Origin of the sequence: Xylanimonas protaetiae, from assembly GCF_004135385.1 — a bacterium.
Lineage (GTDB): Bacteria > Actinomycetota > Actinomycetes > Actinomycetales > Cellulomonadaceae > Xylanimonas > Xylanimonas protaetiae.
The window spans coordinates 3,496,794-3,516,005 of the sequence record NZ_CP035493.1 but is presented as its reverse complement, the minus strand read 5'-3'; the positions used below and the strand labels follow the sequence as shown (position 1 = coordinate 3,516,005).

Here is a 19,212-nt window from a genome sequence, read left to right as displayed (position 1 = left end):
CTCCGGAACAGAGCGGGTGGGGAGCCGAAGGACCTTACCCGTGCGCGTCACCGGGTGGCAACGCGGGCCGGTCCTGGCGTGCCGACGCACGACGGCCGGCCACCGAGAGCGCCTCGGTGACCGGCCGTCGTGCGTCGGCTGCTCAGGCCGCCGCTCCACGCGGCATGAACCGCTCCGGCGGCACGTTCACCGGCCGCTTGACCAGGTGCTTGTCGAGCACGACGTTGACGAGCAGCCCGGCCGCACCCCAGGCGAGGATCACGAAGAGGGCGGGCACCAGGCCGATCCCGTCGAAGTACGTGATCGACCGGACGGCGTCGACGGCCCCGCCGAGCGGCAGGACGGAGTGCAGGCGCTGGAAGAACTCCGGGACCATGTAGATCGACAGGCCGCCGCCGGAGGCGGGCACGCCGGCCAGCAGCATGACGACGGTGACCGCGGGGACCGCGGCCATGCCGATGCTGCGGGTCACCACGGACGTGGCCATGGACACCGAGAAGATGGTCAGCGCGCCGACGCCGATGAGCTGCCATGCGGGCCCGTGGACGGCGCCGATGAGGTGCGCGAACAGCAGCCACAGCCAGGTCGACATGACGACGGCCCACGCGAGCAGCAGCGGCAGCTGCTGGTGCATGGTGCGCAGCGTGGGCGCCCCGCCGCGCAGCACGGCGCACACGAGGAAGCCGGCCATGACCCACGCCATCGCGACGTAGAGGGTGTTGCTGCCCTGGGTGTCCTGGTCGGTCAGCGGGACGATGTCGACCTGGTCGAGGGAGACGCCCTGCGCGGCGGTGACCTGCGTGAAGATCGCCGAGACCGCGCGCTGCTGGGCCATCCCGGCGCCCGAGGCGGTGTGGAGCACGGGCGCGCTCGCGTCGGTCGCGCCGGGGAGCAGGAACGCCGCGACGATCTCGCGGCTCTTGATGGCGGCGTCGGCGTCGTCGGCGGAGGCCATGACCTGGAGGTCGACGACGTCGCCGAGCCCGCCGGCCAGGGCGCTGACCGTCTGTTCCGCGGCCTCCTGCGTGGGCCCGACGACGGCGACCGGAAGGTCGTGGACGGTCGGGGCGTGCATGGAGAAGCCCATGAGGCCCACCACCAGGACGAGCATCGTGCCCGGGAACGCCGCAGCGGCGAAGTGGCGGGTGCCGCGCGAGCGCACCGGCCCGCCGGGCAGGGCAGGCAGCGGTGTGCGCGAGTCGGTGAACTTGGAGGCGGCCGGGATGGCGTCGCCGTTCTTGCGCTCCACGAGGGTCGCGGCGACGAGGCCCACCACGAGGCCGACGGCGAGCGTGACGAGGTGCGGCCAGAGCCCGACGCCGTCGAAGTAGAGGATCGAGCGCAGCGCCTCTCCTGCCGCGGGGAGCGGCAGCACGTGGTGCAGCGCCTGGAAGAAGCCCGGCATCGACTGGACGGGCAGGGCCAGGTTGGAGGCGGGCATGCCGAACACCACGAGGAGGAGCATGCCGAGCAGCACCGCGAGCGGGCCCGCCACCTTGGCGAAGAACAGCTGGACCAGCCCGACCGCCGAGACCGTGAGGGCGCCGACGCCGAGGAAGGTCAGGTAGTGCCCCTGGACGCCACCCACGAGCGGGCCGAGCAGCAGCCAGATGACCGTGGGCACGACGACCGCCCAGCCCGCCAGCACGGGCAGGAACCGGCGCAGGCGCAGCAGGTGCGGGGTGCCCATCATCATGATGCTCAACGGGACGTAGCCGGCGAGCATCATGCCCATCGCGGCGAACATCACCACGGTGCCCGAGGAGTCCCCGGCGGGCAGCGGAGCGACGTCCTCGACCTGCGTCGACCAGCCCAGGCCGGCCGCCGTGGGCACGACGAGGGTCTGGACCGTCTGGGTCTTGGAGGCGCCCCCCGCGGACGCGATCAGGACGGTCGCGTGGTCGTCGCCCGTGGCGGGCGGCACGACGACGGCGGCCACGTCCTGGCTCTGGAGTAGGTCACGCGCGGCAGCGACGTCGGGCACCAGCCGCGGGTCGAGCTGGGAGTCCGGGACGGCGTCGAGCGCGTTGACTGCCTGGGTCGCGGTCGAGCCAGGCGCACTCGTGCCGACGACGGCGACGGGCAGGTCGCGCACCTGGGGCGCGTGCATGGTGCCGACGTACGTCGAGTACATCATCGTGACCATCACGAACGGGAACAGGAGCATCCCGACGTAGGTGGCGATGGTCGTCCGCCGGCTCGGGGCGGTCCCGGGGGCGGCGTGGCGTGCGCGCCCGTCGGGTGGGTCGGCCGGGGTGGCGGCCGGTTCGATCACGGTGGAGGAGGTCATGGCGGTCCAGTCAGTAGATAAGTCGATTGACTTAAAGGTAAGTCGCGTGACTTGATTCGGCAAGGGTCCTACCCTGGCGTCATGACGAGATCGGACGCACAGCGCAGTGCGCTCCTCGACGCGGCCGAGCGCCTCTTCGCCGAGGAGGGCATCAGCGGCGTCTCCGACCGCCGGATCGCGGCCGACGCCGGGCACCGGAACCACTCGGCCGTCGCCTACCACTTCGGGGGGAGGGCCGGGCTGCTCGAAGCCCTGGTCGAGCGCCACACGCGCGAGCTGCACGACTCCATGCGCGACCGGCTCGAGCGGTCCGACTCCGTGCTGGACGACGTGCGGGCGCTCGTGCTGCCCACGACCGACGCGCTCGACGCGCTGCCCTGGCCGAGCTGGCGGGCGCGGTTCCTCGCCACCCTCGTCGACGACCCGCAGACGCGCGAGCTCGCGCGCACCAACCTCGAGCTCAGCCCGCTGGCCTCGGCCGTCGTGCGCTCCGCCCTGTCCCGGCTGACCGAGCTCGACCCTGCGGTGGCCCAGGGGAGGGCCCGGCTCATGGTGTGGATGGTGGTCAACACCTGCGCCGACGTCGAACGGGCCCCGCAACGGCCGGACTGGCGCGCCGTCGGAGCCTTCCTGTCCGACGCGATCGCGGGGATGCTCCAGGCGCCGTCGAGCCAGGAGCGGTCCGTGGGCGCTCGCCGCGCCGCCGTCGCGGGCCGTGGGACGATGGCGCGTGCCCATGAGCCCGCAGGCGGACCGAGCGACCCCCCTGGCTGACAGCGCCCCGGCCGATCATCGGCTGGGTCGCGCCGACGTGGTGATCGCGTCGGTGACCTGGGCTGTCGCCGTCGCCGGGCTGCTGCTACTCCCGACGCTGGCCCGGCTCGACACCGGCTCGCAGACGGTCCTGCCCGGGACCGGCTCGCTCCGATGGTGGGCGGTGGTCGCCGCGGTGACCGCGCAGTCCGTGGCCGTGGCCTGGGCGCGACGACGGCCCGTCGCGGCGTTGCTCGGCGTGAGCGCGGCGCTCGCCCTGCTGGCCGTGACGCATCCCTCCGACGCCGCGGGCACCGCGAACCTCGCCGTTCCCGTGGTGGCGTTCCGGGCTGTCGCGTCGCACCCGATGGCGCACCTCCGGGCCGCGTTGACGGGGGCGACGACTGTGGTTGCGGCGGGTTCCGCGATCGAGCTCGCGCGCGCCCAGGGCGGGTTCTCGCTCACCGTGGCCGGTGCTGCGGCCGGCACCGCGCTCGTCCTCGTCGTCGTCGGGCTGATCCCCGGCCTGGTGGTCGCCTCCAGGCGCGCGGTCGCGGCGGCGCGCGACGGCGAGCTGCGCGCCCTGGCACGCGAGCAGGCAGCCGTGCTGCGCGGCGTCGTCGCCGCGGAACGCACCGCGATGGCCCGCGAGGTGCACGACATCGCCGCGCACCACCTGTCCGGGATGGCGCTGATGCTCTCGGCGATCGACCGGCAGGTCGACACCGACCCCGCCGCTGCACGCGAGGGCGTGCGCGCGGTGCGCGAGCAGAGCCGTGTCGTCCTGAACGACCTGCGCCGCCTGGTCGGGCTCCTGCGGGAGGGCGGCGCCGCCGAGGCGCTCGGGCCCCTCACGCTGGCGGCGGTCCCCGGCCTGGTCGACGCGACGGCCGCGCGCCACGAGGCGTCGGTCGTGGTCCTGCCCGCCGCCGACGACGCCTCGCTCGGGGCGAGCGTCGGCCCGGTCGCGCAGGCCGCCGGGTACCGCATGGTGCAGGAGTCGCTCGCCAACGCACGCCAGCACGCACCCGGCGCCCGCTGCGTCGTCACGGTGGACGACACCCACCCCGACGGCGTGGCGCTGACCGTGCGCAACGACCCGCCTGCCTACCGCCCGACGTCGTCGCCGTCGGGCGGCCACGGCTTGCTCGGCATGCGGGAGCGCGCCGAGCTCGTCGGGGCGACGCTGCGTCACGGCCCCAACGTGGACGGCGGCTGGGAGGTCCGGCTGTGGCTCCCGCGCGACGCCCGACGCACCGAGGACCCAGGAGGTCACGCGTGATCCGCGTCATCATCGCCGACGACCAGCCGCTCGCCCGCGCGGGCCTCGCCGCGCTGCTCGCCGCCGAACCCGACATCGACGTCGTCGGGACCGCTGCCGACGGCGACCAGGCCGTGGCGCTCGCAAAGGAGCTGGCCCCCGACGTCGTGTGCCTCGACGTCCGCATGCCCGGGCGCGACGGCATCAGCGCCGCCCGGGAGCTGTGCGGCCCCGACGTCGAGAACCCCGTCCCCGTGCTGGTGCTCACCACGTTCGACCTCGACGAGTACGTTTTCGGGGCGCTCGAGGCCGGCGCGTCCGGGTTCCTGCTCAAGGACGCCGAGCCCGACGAGATCGTGCACGCCGTCCGGCAGGTCGCCGCCGGGCGCGGCACCCTCGACCAGACGCTCACGCACCGCGTGATCCGCGAGTTCGCCGACCGGCGCCGCCTGCAGCCCGTGACCCTCCGGCGGGCCGCGGACCTGCTGACCGCGCGCGAGAACGACATCCTGCTGCTGCTCGCGCAGGGCATGTCCAACGAGGAGATCGCCGCGCGGCTCGTCGTCGAGGTCTCCACCGTCAAGTCGCACCTCGCCCGCATAATGCCGAAGCTCGGGGTGCGCTCGCGGCTTCAGGCCGTCGTCTGGGCGTACCAGAACCGGGTCGTCACGGTCGTCGAGGACTGACCGCGAAGCGGGGCTTGCATCGAAGGATGCAAGCCCCGCGGTTGCATCGGCGGCGTCTAGAGAAGCCGGACGCTCGGTTCCTAGGGTCGGAGCAGATGGAACGCCCATCGCCCTGACCTGCAGGAGCGCCCCCGTGACCTACGCCCCGCTCGCCTCACCGCCCGTGACCCGCGCCGTCGAGCCTGCCGTCCGGCTCGTACAGGTGCGGCGCACCTATCGCGACGGCGGTGGCGCCGTCGACGCCCTCGGCGGGGTGTCGCTCGACCTCGCCCCGGGATCGTTCACCGCGATCATGGGACCGTCGGGCTCCGGCAAGTCGACGCTGCTGAACTGCGCGGCAGGGCTGGACACCCCGACCAGCGGCGCGGCGGTGATCGGCGGCATCAACCTGACCACGCTCTCCCCGGACGCCGTCACCCGTCTGCGCCGCGACCGCGTCGGGTTCGTGTTCCAGGCGTACAACCTGGTCGCGCACCTCACCGTCGCGGAGAACGTCGCCCTGCCGCTGACGCTCGCCGGGCGCGCGCCTGACGACCGCCTGCGCCGCTACCTCATGCACGCCGTCGGGCTGGAGGGTATGGAGCACCGGCTGCCGGGCGAGCTGTCGGGCGGGCAGGCGCAGCGCGTCGCGATCGCCCGCGCGCTCGTCACCCGGCCCGCCGTCGTCTTCGCCGACGAGCCCACCGGGGCACTCGACTCCCACACCGGCGCGCAGGTGCTGGACGTGCTGCGCACGACGGCGACCGCGCTCGGGCAGACGCTCGTCGTCGTCACCCACGACGCGCACGTCGCAGCCGCAGCCGACCGCGTGCTCTTCCTCGCGGACGGCCGGCTCGCCGGCTGGCTCGAGGCACCGACCGCCGACGAGATCAGCGCCCGCATGACGGAGCTGGGCCGATGAACGCCACCTGGACCTCCGCCCGCGCGGCCGTCAGCGTCCACCGCGTCAGCATGGTGGGCAGCGCGCTCGTCGTCGCGTGCTCGGCCGCGCTGCTCACCGCGACCGGCGCCTGGCTCGAGGTGGGCGTCCGCGGCGCCGGCGATCTCGCCGGGTCGATGCTCCTGGCCGTCGCGTCGTCGTTCGCGGGCACCGCCGTGCTGATCGCGCTGCTCGTGGTCTCGTCCACCTTCACCGTGGCGCTGCGGCCACGGGCACGCGAGTTCGCGCTGCTGCGCGCCGTCGGCGCGACGGTCGGGCAAGTACGCCGGCTCGTGGCGGCCGAGGTGCTCGTCGTCGCCGCGGTCGCGGCACCGCTCGGCGTCGTCCTCGGGCTGCTGCTCGCACCGCGCCTGACCGGGACGCTCGCCGCCGCGGGCGTCGTGCCCGCCGGGTTCACGATGGCGCTCTCGCCGTGGCCCGCTCTGGCCACCCTGGCGCTCCTGGTTCCCACGGCGCTCGGGGCGGCGCGCCTCGCCGGCCGCGAGAGCGCGCGGCTCGACCCCGCGGGTGCGGTGCGCGCCTCCGCCGTCGAGGCGGCCGCGCTGTCACGTGGGCGCGCGCGGACCGCCGTCACGCTCGCCGTCGTCGGGCTGGCCGTGGCGATCGCCCCGTTCGTCGCGCCCGGGACGCTCGGCGCCGCCGGCTCGTCGCTGGGCGCCGTCGTGCTTGTCCTCGCCGCTGCCCTGGCCGGGCCTGTCCTCGTGCGGTGGGCGGCGCAGCGCGCGCTCGCGACGGCGGGGTCCCGCGTGGGCGCCGTGGGTGCGCTGGCCCTGGCCAACGCCCACGGGTTCTCCCGCAGGCTGACCGGCGCGATCGTGCCGCTGGCCCTGCTCCTCGCGCTCGGCACCGTCCAGTCGGGGGCGAGCTCGGCGATGGCCGACGCCGCCGAGACGCAGGTCCGCGAGGGCATCACCGCGGACCTCGTCGTGCAGGGCGGGGAAGGGGGCGGCGTGCAGGCGTCCGTGGTCGCGGCGCTGCCCGGCGTCGTGTCGACGGGGGTGACGACCGTGATCCCCGCGACGGTCCAGATCGACCAGGAGGACGAGGACGTCCCCGTCCTTGGCGCCCTGGCGTGGGAGGCGGCGGCGCTGCGGACCGTGCCGCTCCAGGGTGGCTACCTCGATCCCGGGGTGGTGTCCGGCTCCCTGGTCGACCTTGCGGGGGAGCGCGCGATCGCCGTCAGCCGCGACGCCGCACTGGGCGTGGCCGGTGTCGGAGACCCGGTGGACGTGCGCGTCGACGGCGTCGAGACCCAGTACACGATCGTCGCCCTGTACGAGCGCGGTCTCGGTCTCGGCGACTACCTGGTCGGCGCAGTCCCGCCGGGTGCGAGCGTCGCGGACTCCGACCCGACCCTGCTGGTGCAGGTGGCCAGGGACGCCGACCGGGTACGTGCCGCGATCGCCGCCACCGGGCTCGCGGTGACCGACGTCGAGGGGTACGCCCAGGAGGTCCGGGCCGACGCCGACCGCCGGCAGGACCTCTCGACCTGGTTGCTGCTCGCCCTGCTCGCGCTCGTCGCCGTCATGGCCGCCAACACGCTCGTCATGGTCACCCGGTCGCGGCGGGAGGAGCTCGGGCTGCTGCGCCGCACCGGCGCGACGCGTCGGCAGCTCATGGGCATGGTCGTCATCGAGTCGTCGCTGACCACCCTGACGGCCGTCGTCGTCGGGCTGGCCTGCGCGTTGCCAGCGCTCGTGGGCGTCGGGCAAGGGCTGCTGGGCGTGCCGGTGCCCGTCGTCGACCCCGCTGTGACCGGTGCGCTGGTGGGGGTCGTCGTGCTCATCGGCATGGTGGTCCCGACGGCGGCCGTGCTCGGCGCGACGACGCGGTCACGCTGGTCGCAGACGAGTCGTGCGCGTTGAGTTGCCCTCGTCCGAGTTGGCGGCGGCCGCGTACGGCGCCCTGCGGCCGCCGCCGCAGTAACTCTTGCACACAGCGTGGCCGCGCATCGACTCATCGCAATGTGATCTTGGCAACTCCTATACAACGAACTCAACCGTTGTGCTGTTGGAGATCTTGTCACAAGATGGATGCGTCCCGCCGCCAGGCGGGGTGAGCCCGGTTGGGTGCGATGCATCGCTCCTGCCAACACTGTTGTCCCCGCGTAAGCGGGGGTCATGGCGTTGCCGCGTTGCCGCCGCGTGGCTTCGTCTTCCAGACCGGTGGGCACATGTGCGCGACACCCGTTCACATGCGCCACCTCGCTGGCACGGCGGCGGGGCGCCGTGAAACGGTTTTCGCGTCGGTGGTGACAGTCTCCACCGGCTTCTCGTTGGTGCGACGGAGGGCCATCGGATGGTGTTGAGCGACCCCGCTCGGAGCGTGTGGGCCAAGAGCTGGCCCATGAACCGCCCCGAGATCGAGGAGTGGGCGCCGCTGTGGCGGCATCTGCGCGACGCCGCCGCCGTGGCCGGACGGCTCTGGGACGAGTGGCTCCCGCGCGGGGTGCGCGACCTGATCGCCAAGGCGGCGGGCGGCGAGGACGGGGGCCGGACGCTCGTCGTGTTCCTCGCAGGCGTGCACGACATCGGGAAGGCGACCCCTGCGTTCGCCGTCCAGGTCGGCGTGCTGCGCGACCAGATGCACCAGGCTGGTCTCACTATGCCGGTGGCGATCCCGGAGCGTTCTACGATGCCGCACGGGATCGCCGGTCAGGTGATCCTCGAGCGCTGGCTCGGGCTCCGTCACGGCTGGCGGGTGCGGGACGCCGCGACGCTCGGCTCCGTCGTCGGCGGGCACCACGGGGTCACCCCGGGGGTCATGGACCTCGAGCGCTCGCGCGCCGCGCGCTCGACGGGCGGCCACCTCACGCCGTCGGGCGAGCTCCTCGGCGTCGGCACGTGGGAGGCCGTCCAGGATGAGCTCCTCGACCACGTCGCGGAGCACGTCGGTGCCTCGGAGCACCTCGTCGGGGACGCGTGGAAGGGACTGCCCACCACGGTCCTCGCACTCGCGCTGAGTCTCGTCGTCGTCGCCGACTGGCTCTCCTCCAACGCCGACCTCTTCCCCTTGACACCCGTCGGCAGCCGCCGGCCACTCGACCAGCCCGGGGACGACGACGAGGCACGGCTCGCCGCCGCCTGGGGCCGGGTCCACCTGCCCCGCCCGTGGGACACCCTCGACGTCGCCGCGACGGCAGACGAGCTCCTCGCCACCCGCTTCGAGCTCTCGGAGGGCGCGAAGGCCCGCCCCGTCCAGATCGCCGTCGTCGAGGCGGCCCGCACGATGGACCCCGCCGGCATCCTCGTGGTCGAGGCACCCATGGGCGAGGGCAAGACCGAGGCGGCCATGCTCGCCGCCGAGGTGCTCGCCGCGCGCACCGGCGCCGGCGGCGTGCTCGTCGCGCTGCCCACCCAGGCCACCGCCGACGCCATGTTCCGCCGCGTCATGCGATGGATCACCCGGCTCGGCGCGCCCACCGCCGTCGGGTCCGCTCTGGTGCCCGACGGCGGGGACGACGCCGAGCGGCGGTCCGTGTTCCTCGCGCACGGCAAGGCGTGGCTCAACCCCGAGTACGCGGCGGTCCCGCGTGGGGCGTCCACGGCCCGCGACGTCGGCCGCGACGCGGACGGCGGCCGGGCGGCGGCGTCGCAGGCGCTGGGCGGCGCCTACGTGGACGGCTGGATGAACGGCCGACGCAAGGGCGTGCTCGCCGACTTCGTCGTGGGCACCATCGACCAGGTGCTCTTCGGGGCGCTGCAGTCGCGGCACGTGGCCCTGCGGCACCTGGCGCTCGCCCGCAAGGTCGTGATCCTCGACGAAGTGCACTCCTTCGACGCCTACATGAACACCTACCTGGAGCGTGCCCTCGAGTGGCTCGGCGCGTACCGGGTGCCCGTCGTCGCGCTCTCCGCGACGCTGCCGCCCTCGCTGCGCGACCGGCTCGTCGAGGCGTACCGGCGTGGTGCGCAGGCCGTCGACAGGCCGGCGCGTCGCGGCTGGTCGCGGCGGGCGCCGGGCGCGGTTCCTGGCGTCGCTTCGGGCGTCGTTCCTGGCGTCGCGTCCGTCGTCGCTCCTGCTGTCGTCCCCGGCGCCGCTGCCGACGAGGTGTCCCCGCAGACCCAGCCCGCTCCGTCGTCGGCCGCCTCGTCGCCCGCGCCGTCGTCGTCCGTCGTGACGTCGCTGGAGGGCGGGGTCCCGGTGTCGCGGGCGGTCGACGGGACGTCCCGCCCGCGACGGGTCCTACTGGAGACCGGGCCCGGCGACGACGACGGCGTCGTCGCCCAGGTCGCCGACGCGGTGCGCGACGGCGGGTGCGTGCTGGTGGTCCGCAACACCGTGAAGCGTGCGCAGGAGACGTACCGGGCGCTCGCGGCCGAGCTCGGCGACGACGCGACGCTGCTGCACTCACGGTTCCTGGCCGGCGACCGCAAGGTCCGCGAGGCGGCGCTGGTCGAGCAGCTTGGCCCGCCGCCGGAGGGCGGCACGCGAGGGAAGCGCCCCCGGCGGCTCGTCGTGGTCGCGACGCAGGTGGTCGAGCAGAGCCTCGACGTCGACTTCGACCTGCTCGTGACCGACCTTGCGCCCACCGACCTGCTCCTCCAGCGCATCGGACGACTGCACCGGCATGAGCGGCCGGCGGACCATCGCCCGCCAGGGCTGAGCGAGGCGCGCTGCGTCGTCGTCGGGGCGGACTGGGCGACGTCGCCAGTCGAGCTGCCGCGCGGATCCGTCGCGGTGTACGGCAGGCATCTGCTGCTGCGGGCTGCGGCGCAGGTGCTGCGCGTCGCCGGTGTCTCATGGGCGATCGAGCTGCCCGTGGACATCGCTCCGCTCGTTGCCGAGGCCTACGAGGAGGCGCCCCTCGGCCCGGCGGACTGGCAGGCGGGCATGGCCGAGGCTGCACTCGTGGACCAGCAGGGCCGATCCGCTGCCGAGTCCCGGGCTCGCACCTTCCGGCTGCCCCCGCCGCGGGCGCGCGGAGACCTGGTGGGCTGGCTCGACGGGAGCGTCGGCGAGGCGGACACAGGTGACGGCAAGGCGCAGGTGCGCGACAGCGAGGACTCGTTCGAGGTGATCGTCGTCCAGCAGGACTCGGGCGGTCAGTGGCGGCTGCCGGACTGGCTCGAGGGTGAGCACCGCGGGGTTGCGGGGGAGTCGGTGCCGATGGGTGAAGTTCCTCGCCTGGCCGCCCGCCGGGCCCTCGCCGCCGCTACGGTGCGTCTGCCCGGCCACGTTGCCCGAGGCAAACAGGGAGATGACGTGCTGGAACACCTCGAGTCGCTGGTCGTCGACGCCTGGCAGACGTCACCGGACCTGGCAGGCCAGCTCGTGCTGCCGCTCGACGCCACCAGGCGCGCGACCATCCCCGGCTTCGTGGTGACCTACGACCCGCAGACCGGTCTCGACGTGGAGGAGGTCCGATGACGGAGCCGACGGAGCCGCGGTTCAACCTCGTGGACGAACCCTGGCTGCCGGTGATCGACGCCGGCGGGCGTCAGACCGAGGTGTCGGTGCGAGACGCGTTCCGCCGCTCCGGTGAGCTGCGCCGCCTCGTGGGGGACCTGCCCACGCAGGCGTTCGCCCACCTGCGCCTGCTGCTCGCGGTGCTGCACCGTGCGGTCGAAGGCCCGGCCGACGCGGACCACTGGGCCGAGGTGCGCGACGGCTGGGACGCGACGCTGGCACGCGTCGACGCCTACCTCGACGCCGTCCATGACCGGTTCTGGCTGCGGCACCCCACGCACCCGTTCCTCCAGGTGCCCGATCTGCGCACGGCCAAGGACGAGGTGTTCGGGCTCAGCCGCATCGTGTGCGACGGGCCGGGCACGTCGACGTTCATGACGACGCGGCTCGGGGACAACCTCGAGACGGCATCCTGGCCCGAGGCCGCCCGCTGGCTGGTGCACGCGCACGCCTTCGACGTCTCCGGGATCCACTCTGGGGCAGTGGACGATCCCCGGGTCAGCAGCGGCAAGGGGTTCGGCATCGGCACCGGGTGGGCAGGCCAGATCGGGGGCGTCCACCTGCACGGTGCGACGTTGCGCGAGACGCTCCTGCTCAACCTGATCGCGCCCGACGAGGTGGGCCTCTTGGGTGGCGAGGACGACCTGCCAGCGTGGGAGCGAGCGCCGCTCGGCGCCGCGCCCGAGGGCTGGCCCGCCGAGGTCGCGGACGTCAAGAGCCTCACCTACCGCCAGCCCACCGGACCCGTCGACCTCTACACCTGGCCGACCCGACGGATCCGTCTCTTCGGCGACGACGAGCGCTGCACCGGCGTCGTCAACGCGCAGGGCGACCGTGCCACCCCGCACAACCGGTTCGACGTCGAGCCCATGACCTCCTGGCGCTACTCCCCGGTGCAGACCAAGGCGCGGGGCGCGCACACGTACATGCCCGCCAAGCATGATCCTGAGCGCGCGTTCTGGCGTGGCCTCTCCGCGCTGATTCCCGGGATGAGCGAGCCCGCAGGCGCCGGGCTGCCGTCCCGCCGCCGTTCACCGGCAGTGATCGAGTGGGCCGTGTACCTGCGCCGCCACGGCCTGCTCGGCGCCGAGCAGATCGACGTCCAGGCCGTCGGGATCGAGTACGGCAGCAACGAGTCCGTCTACGCCGAGCTCGTGGCCGACACCCTGACGCTCCCGACCGCTCTGCTCACCGAGGACGGGAGGCCGCTGGCCGACGTCGCCGTCCTCGCCGTCGACTGCGCCGAGAAGGCCGTCTTCGCCCTCGGGTCGCTCGCCCAGAACGTGGCGCTCGCCGCGGGCGGCGCCTCCGACGACGACGGCCCTCGCGACCGCGCGTCGGCTGAGGCGTACGACGCGCTCGACCGAGAGTTCCGCAGGTGGGTCACCAGCCTGCGCCCTGGCGTGGAGCCCGCTGAGCGGCGTGCCGTCTGGCAGCGCGCCGCGCTGGGCGTCGTCCAGACGATCGCCCGTGACGTGATCGCGGCCGCCGGGCCAGCCGCCCTCGTCGGCCGCACCAGCGGCGGGCAGTTCCGCGACGTCGGCATCGCCGAGCGCTGGTTTCGCAAGAAGCTGCGCGAGGTGCTGCCCCACGCGTTCGAGCAGGCACCCACCACCGCCGAGCAGGCGACCACCACCGAGGAGGTGGCATGAGCACCACCGTGCCCGAGACCCCGACCGAGCAGACCCCCTCCCCGGAGGAGCCGCGCGTCCACTATCGCGAGGTCGGCTTCCTCATCCAGCGCCGGGCCGCCACCCTCCAGGCGGGGCGCCACAGGTCCGCCGTCGTCGCCACGCTGGCGCGGCTGCGGGCAAACGCCGGCAAGGAGCCCGGCACCGACCCCGCGATCTGGTCGCAGACCGTCGACGGCGTCCCGGGAACGCCGTGGGGCGACGGCCCCACGGTCCAGGAGTGGGCGGTGCACACCGCAATGACGCTCTTCGCCACCCACCAGCAGTCGCGTGACGCCGGCATGCACCGCCCGGGCGTCGGCCTCGGGCAGGCCGTCGCCCGGCTCGAGCGCAAGCAGGGCGGCGCCGAGGACGACCGCATCTCGTCGCTGCGCCGGCGGTTCGACGCGGCCGTCACCGCTGCCACACCCGACGAGCTCGCCCACCACCTGCGCGGGCTGGTCACCCAGCTGCGCGGCGGCGACGAGGGGCTCGACTACGGGCTGCTCGCCGACGACCTCGTGCAGTTCCAGCAGCCGGGTCAGGCGGGCGACGTGCGCCGCCGCTGGGCTCGCCAGCTCTACCACCTCGACCCCCGCCCCGACCCTCGCCAGGACCGCGATGCAGCGGCCGCCGGCGACATCCCCGCCCCGCCCACCGAGGAGCAGCAGTGACCCGCACCATCGTCGACCTCCACGTCCTGCAGACCGTCCCGCCGAGCAACCTCAACCGCGACGACACCGGCTCTCCCAAGACGGCGATGTACGGCGGCGTGCGCCGCGCCCGCGTCTCGTCCCAGGCGTGGAAGCGCGCGACGCGCCGCGACTTCGCGGGGCACCTCGACGCCTCCGAGCTCGGGACGCGCACCAAGCGGGTCGTCGAGCTGCTCGGCGAGAAGATCGTGGCGCTGCGGCCCGACACGTCCGTCGAGGACGCGCAGAAGGCTGCCGCGGAGGTGCTCGGCGCCGTCGGCATCACCGTCAAGGAGCCGCGCGGGGCGACGAAGGGAACCCCGGCCGAGGCCGGCTACCTCGTGTTCCTCTCGGCGCAGCAGATCGCCGCGCTCGCCGACGTCGCCGTGGCCGCCCTCGACGGCGGCGAGAAGCTGGACAAGAAGGCCGCGCAGGCGCTGGTCAAGGGCAAGAACTCCATCGACCTGGCCCTGTTCGGCCGCATGGTCGCCGACGTCACGGACCTCAACGTCGACGCCGCATGCCAGGTCGCGCACGCCCTGAGCACCCACGCCGTCGAGACCGAGTACGACTACTTCACCGCCGTCGACGACCACAAGGCCGCCGACGCCGAGGAGGACGCGGGCGCCGGCATGATCGGCACCGTCGAGTTCAACTCGTCGACCCTCTACCGCTACGCGACGATCGACGTCGACCGCCTCGTCGACAACCTCGGCGACACCGAGGCGGCGTCCCGTGCTGTCGGCGCGTTCCTGCGTGCCTTCACGACGTCGATGCCGACCGGCAAGCAGAACACCTTCGCGAACCGCACCCTGCCCGACGCCGTCGTCGTCTCGCTGCGCGAGGACCAGCCCGTGTCGTACGTCGGGGCGTTCGAGGAGCCGGTGCGCGAGCTCGTCGAGGGCGGGCGCGTCAAGCGCTCGGCCGAGCGTCTCGCCGCGTACGCCGGGGAGATCGGCGACGCCTACGGCGTCGCGCCCGTGCGCAGCTGGGTGGTGGGCGTCGGTGCCGCCGGGGCCGCGCTCGAAGGGCTCGGGGACCGCACGTCGTTCGACGGCGTCGTGCAGGCGCTCACCGCGGCCGTCACCGAGCGCACGTCGGCATGACGACGCTGCTGCTGCGCCTGTCGGGACCCATGCAGGCGTGGGGCGAGTCGTCACGCTTCGCGCGGCGGGGCACCGAGAAGGCGCCCACCAAGAGCGGCGTCATCGGGCTGCTGGCCGCCGCGCGCGGCCTGCGGCGCACCGACCCGCTCGAGGAGCTGCTGTCGCTGCGGTTCGGCGTCCGCGTGGACCAGCCCGGACGGGTCGAGCGGGACTTCCACACGACCCGCACTGCCGACGGCACCCGGTCGTTCCCCCTGACGGAGCGGTTCTACCTCACGGACGCCACCTTCGTCGCGGCCGTCGAAGGGGAGCAGGGGCTCATCGACGCGCTCGACGACGCCCTGCGCCACCCGGCCTTCCCGCTCTACCTGGGGCGGCGCTCGTGCCCGCCGGTCGGCCCGGTCACGCTCGGCACGCGCGACGCGAGCCTCTGGGCTGCCCTGCACGCCGAGCCGTGGCAGGCGGCGCCCTGGTGGCGCCGCAAGCAGGACGCCCGGGTCGACGTCGAGGTCCTCGTCGACGCGGCCGCCGTCCCGCCGGAAGAGCAGGCGCACACCGCCACCGAGCACCACGACGAACCCGTGAGCTTCGACCCGCGCCTGCGCGAGTACGGGTGGCGGTCCGTCTCCCGTACCCACGTGGCGGTGGTGAACGACCAGCCTCGCCCGCCGCGCGCCGCCTCGCACGACCCGTTCGCCGCCCTCGGAGGAGCCTGATGTACCTCTCGCGCATCCAGATCAACCCCGCCCGCCGGGGCGGCCGCAAGCTGCTCGGCTCGCCGCAGGCGATGCACGCCGCCGTCCTGGCGTCCTTCCCCCAGGACGACGCCGAACGTGGCCGCGTGCTGTGGCGCGTCGACCAGGACGCGCACCGCAGCCGGCTGTACGTGGTGAGCCGGCCGGCACCCGACTTCGCCCACATCGTCGAGCAGGCCGGCTGGCAGACCACGCAGGACACCTGGGCCGTGCGCCCCTACGGCACCCTGCTCGACCGGCTCCGGCCCGGTCAGACGTGGCGGTTCCGCCTCACCGCGAACCCGTCGCGCACCCACGAGGGCAAGCGGCTGGGGCACGTCACGGTCTCCCAGCAGCAGGAGTGGTTCCTGTCCCGCACCAAGGGCTGGGGCTTCACCGTCCCCGAGCACGACGGCGTGCCCGACGTCGTCGTGCACGACCGTCGCACCGACAGGTTCCGGCGCGGCGCCGGCACGGTGACCATCGCCAAGGCGTCGTTCGACGGCGTCCTGAACATCACCGACGTGGACGCGCTGCGGGCAGCGCTCGTCGCCGGGCTGGGCCCCGCGAAGGGGTACGGCTGCGGGCTGCTGACCCTCGCGCCGCAGGGCAGGCCGTGATCCCGGGCGCGCGCCCGCCGTCCCTGCCCGAGCTGGCGCGCGCCCAGGACCGGATGACGTTCCTGTACCTCGAGCACGCCGTCATCTCACGGGACGCCAGCGCCATCACCGCGACCGACGAGCGCGGCACCGTGCACGTGCCGGCAGCGGCCCTCGGCGCCCTCCTGCTCGGACCGGGCACCCGAGTGACGCACCAGGCCATGGTGCTGCTCGCCGAGAGCGGGTCCACCGTCGTGTGGGTGGGCGAGCGCGGGGTGCGCTACTACGCGCACGGTCGCTCGCTCGCCCGCTCGTCGCGCCTGCTCGAGGCGCAGGCCGAGCTCGTCACGAAGCGCACCACGCGACTCGACGTCGCGCGCAAGATGTACGAGATGCGGTTCCCCGGCGAGGACGTCGCCGCGCTGACCATGCAGCAGCTCCGGGGCCGCGAGGGAGCCCGCGTCCGCAAGACGTACCGCGAGCACTCGGAGCGCACCGGGGTCCCGTGGGGAGGGCGTGACTACCGGCCCGACGACTTCGCGGCGTCCGACGTCGTCAACCAGGCGCTCTCCGCCGCGACCACCTGCCTGTACGGCGTCGCGCACGCCGTCATCGTGGCGCTCGGGTGCTCGCCCGGGCTCGGGTTCGTGCACACCGGGCACGAACGATCGTTCGTCTACGACGTCGCCGACCTCTACAAGGCCGAGCTCGCCATCCCCGTCGCGTTCGAGGCCGCCGCGATGGAGCTCGCCGACGTCGGCGGCCACGTGCGACGCACCATGCGTGACCGCATGCACGAGGCACGCTTGCTCGAACGGTGCGTGCGCGACGTCCGCTGGCTGCTGCTCGGTGACGTCGCGGACGAGGACGTCGGCGAGCTCGCCGACGTCGTCATGCTCTGGGACGGGGCGCGGGGTGCTGTCGCCGGCGGCACCGCCTACGGCGAGTACGACGGGGACCCGGGCTGGTGATCGTCGTCGTCCTCTCCGTGACCCCGGAGAAGCTGCGCGGCGAGCTGACCCGATGGCTGCTCGAGATCAGCGCCAGCGTCTATGTCGGGCACGCGTCGACACGCGTGCGCGAACGACTCTGGCTGCGCATCGTCGAGGACGTCGGCAGCGGGCGGGCGCTCATGGTGTGGTCGGCACGGAACGAGCAACGGCTCGCGTTCCGCGTGCACAACCATGCCTGGGAGCCCGTCGACGTGGACGGCGTCACGCTGATGCGGCGACGGACGGCGGAGTCGGACCGGATCCGCCAGGCGAAGGAGCGTAGAGCCGCGGCGGGACCCAGGAGTCCCGATGGAGGCGTCGTGGAGCTGGAAGAGGAGCGAGCAGGAGACGCGTCGTCACCACGGCGGGCCGGTTGGAGCCGGGCGTCGCAACGCAGGCGCGGGTCCGCCGTCGAGCAGCGACGCCGGCGGCAGAGCGGCCAGGACTGAAGGCGCAAGCGGGGGTTGGCGGGTATCTTTGCTGGTCAGGAAGTGTGGTCCCCGCGTAGGCGGGGGTGAGCCCGCCGGCGTGCACACCGTGGCCCGCTACCTGACGTGGTCCCCGCGTAGGCGGGGGTGAGCCCTACGCCCACGGGCAGACGCAGGCGCAGGTCGAGTGGTCCCCGCGTAGGCGGGGGTGAGCCGTTCGCCGCCCTGCTCTCCGGGGCCCGGTCCGCGTGGTCCCCGCGTAGGCGGGGGTGAGCCCGGTGGCATGGGTGGGGCCCGGCACCGCTCGTCGTGGTCCCCGCGTAGGCGGGGGTGAGCCCTTGCCGGGCCCGACGCGCACGGACGTCGAGATGTGGTCCCCGCGTAGGCGGGGGTGAGCCCCGCACCGCGGCCGCGGCCGCCGCCGAGCACCAGTGGTCCCCGCGTAGGCGGGGGTGAGCCGGCGATCGGCAACCCGCTGGGCAAGATCGTGCAGTGGTCCCCGCGTAGGCGGGGGTGAGCCCGCCCCGCGAGCAAGTTCGCCGCGCACCCACGCGTGGTCCCCGCGTAGGCGGGGGTGAGCCGAGGGGCACGTCAGACCACGCCCGCGCCTCGAGGTGGTCCCCGCGTAGGCGGGGGTGAGCCGGATGCGTTCTACCGCGTCGAGTCGGACGGGTCGTGGTCCCCGCGTAGGCGGGGGTGAGCCGTACTGGACACAGCAGGTCAACGATGCCGGGTAGTGGTCCCCGCGTAGGCGGGGGTGAGCCGCCGGCCGGGGCGAGCGCGCGCAGGGCCAGGTGGTGGTCCCCGCGTAGGCGGGGGTGAGCCGTACGCCAGCGCGGCCCCGTCCTCCGTCTCGCCGTGGTCCCCGCGTAGGCGGGGGTGAGCCGCCGCCGCTCGTCAGGTAGCAGGAGATCTCCTTGTGGTCCCCGCGTAGGCGGGGGTGAGCCCCCGGCGTCGCCTGCCCCCGGTTCACCGTGAGCGTGGTCCCCGCGTAGGCGGGGGTGAGCCGAGCGCGAGCGTGCCCGCAGTCTCGTCGAGCCCGTGGTCCCCGCGTAGGCGGGGGTGAGCCCCCGCGCATGGAGGCACCGGCCGCGAGCAGGCGTGGTCCCCGCGTAGGCGGGGGTGAGCCGCAGGTCTCCGTGCCCAAGCTGTCCGACGCCGAGTGGTCCCCGCGTAGGCGGGGGTGAGCCGGCGCTCGTGCAGGCCGCGCTCGGTGGCGGTGCGTGGTCCCCGCGTAGGCGGGGGTGAGCCCAGGTCGCTCGGCGCAGCGAAGTCGATGTTGAGGTGGTCCCCGCGTAGGCGGGGGTGAGCCGGCGCCCTGCCCGTCGACCCACAAGCCGGACCAGTGGTCCCCGCGTAGGCGGGGGTGAGCCCGGCCAGCCCATCGACCTCGCGCTCTGGGGAACGTGGTCCCCGCGTAGGCGGGGGTGAGCCGCGGTCGACGAAGACGTACCAGCCGTAGACGATGTGGTCCCCGCGTAGGCGGGGGTGAGCCCTCGGCCGCAGCAGTCGCTCGGGTCCAGGACATGTGGTCCCCGCGTAGGCGGGGGTGAGCCCCGGTCCACGTGCCGGCGCTGCCTGGCGCCGATGTGGTCCCCGCGTAGGCGGGGGTGAGCCGGCGGGGCGCCCATGTAGGTCTGCGATCCCGGGGT

The 19,212-nt window shown here is 74.2% G+C and carries 14 protein-coding genes and 1 CRISPR repeat array (1 of these 15 cut by a window edge); of the genes, 13 read left to right on the top strand and 1 reads right to left on the bottom strand.

Features of this window, described 5'->3' with window-relative positions:
- Positions 1 to 142 precede the first annotated feature (142 nt).
- Positions 143 to 2,290, bottom strand: a complete 2,148-nt coding sequence (locus ET471_RS16315) for an ABC transporter permease (RefSeq protein ID WP_129190049.1) — start codon at positions 2,288 to 2,290, stop codon at positions 143 to 145.
- Positions 2,291 to 2,371: 81 nt separating this feature from the next.
- On the opposite strand from ET471_RS16315, the gene ET471_RS16310 reads away from it, so the two are divergent.
- From ET471_RS16310 to cas2e, 13 genes are all read left to right on the top strand, one after another.
- Complete coding sequence (locus tag ET471_RS16310) at positions 2,372 to 3,064, top strand: TetR/AcrR family transcriptional regulator (protein WP_129190047.1); 693 nt, start codon at positions 2,372 to 2,374, stop codon at positions 3,062 to 3,064.
- A gap of 52 nt (positions 3,065 to 3,116) precedes the next feature.
- Positions 3,117 to 4,325, top strand: coding sequence for a sensor histidine kinase (locus tag ET471_RS16305; protein WP_129190045.1), 1,209 nt, complete (start codon positions 3,117 to 3,119; stop codon positions 4,323 to 4,325).
- Positions 4,322 to 4,990, top strand: coding sequence for a response regulator (locus ET471_RS16300; RefSeq protein WP_129190043.1), 669 nt, complete (start codon positions 4,322 to 4,324; stop codon positions 4,988 to 4,990). Before ET471_RS16305 ends, ET471_RS16300 begins: the two co-directional genes overlap by 4 nt.
- Positions 4,991 to 5,123: 133 nt before the next feature.
- Positions 5,124 to 5,891 carry an ABC transporter ATP-binding protein gene (locus tag ET471_RS16295; protein ID WP_242496334.1) on the top strand — a complete coding sequence of 256 codons (768 nt, stop codon included), beginning with the start codon at positions 5,124 to 5,126 and terminating at the stop codon, positions 5,889 to 5,891.
- Positions 5,888 to 7,795 (top strand): FtsX-like permease family protein, encoded by a 1,908-nt coding sequence (locus tag ET471_RS16290; protein WP_129190041.1) that lies wholly within the window; start codon positions 5,888 to 5,890, stop codon positions 7,793 to 7,795. Before ET471_RS16295 ends, ET471_RS16290 begins: the two co-directional genes overlap by 4 nt.
- Positions 7,796 to 8,228: 433 nt before the next feature.
- Positions 8,229 to 11,300: a CRISPR-associated helicase Cas3' gene (gene cas3 / locus ET471_RS16285; RefSeq protein ID WP_129190039.1), complete on the top strand. Its 3,072-nt coding sequence runs from the start codon at positions 8,229 to 8,231 to the stop codon at positions 11,298 to 11,300.
- A complete protein-coding gene (casA, locus tag ET471_RS16280) occupies positions 11,297 to 12,991 on the top strand; it encodes a type I-E CRISPR-associated protein Cse1/CasA (RefSeq protein ID WP_129190037.1) in 1,695 nt (564 codons plus the stop codon). Before cas3 ends, casA begins: the two co-directional genes overlap by 4 nt.
- Positions 12,988 to 13,683 (top strand): type I-E CRISPR-associated protein Cse2/CasB, encoded by a 696-nt coding sequence (casB, locus tag ET471_RS16275; protein ID WP_129190035.1) that lies wholly within the window; start codon positions 12,988 to 12,990, stop codon positions 13,681 to 13,683. The genes casA and casB overlap by 4 nt, the downstream gene beginning before the upstream one ends.
- A complete protein-coding gene (cas7e, locus tag ET471_RS16270) occupies positions 13,680 to 14,807 on the top strand; it encodes a type I-E CRISPR-associated protein Cas7/Cse4/CasC (protein WP_129190033.1) in 1,128 nt (375 codons plus the stop codon). The genes casB and cas7e overlap by 4 nt, the downstream gene beginning before the upstream one ends.
- Entirely contained in the window at positions 14,804 to 15,523 is a 720-nt protein-coding gene (cas5e, locus tag ET471_RS16265; RefSeq protein ID WP_129190031.1) for a type I-E CRISPR-associated protein Cas5/CasD, read from the top strand. The genes cas7e and cas5e overlap by 4 nt, the downstream gene beginning before the upstream one ends.
- Complete coding sequence (gene cas6e, locus ET471_RS16260) at positions 15,523 to 16,161, top strand: type I-E CRISPR-associated protein Cas6/Cse3/CasE (RefSeq protein ID WP_129190029.1); 639 nt, start codon at positions 15,523 to 15,525, stop codon at positions 16,159 to 16,161. Before cas5e ends, cas6e begins: the two co-directional genes overlap by 1 nt.
- Positions 16,158 to 17,111: a type I-E CRISPR-associated endonuclease Cas1e gene (gene cas1e, locus ET471_RS16255; protein ID WP_242496333.1), complete on the top strand. Its 954-nt coding sequence runs from the start codon at positions 16,158 to 16,160 to the stop codon at positions 17,109 to 17,111. Before cas6e ends, cas1e begins: the two co-directional genes overlap by 4 nt.
- Positions 17,108 to 17,581, top strand: coding sequence for a type I-E CRISPR-associated endoribonuclease Cas2e (gene cas2e, locus ET471_RS16250; RefSeq protein WP_129190027.1), 474 nt, complete (start codon positions 17,108 to 17,110; stop codon positions 17,579 to 17,581). Before cas1e ends, cas2e begins: the two co-directional genes overlap by 4 nt.
- 44 nt (positions 17,582 to 17,625) lie before the next feature.
- Positions 17,626 to 19,212: a CRISPR direct-repeat array (repeat unit 28 nt; unit sequence GTGGTCCCCGCGTAGGCGGGGGTGAGCC) (it continues 7,413 nt past the right edge of the window).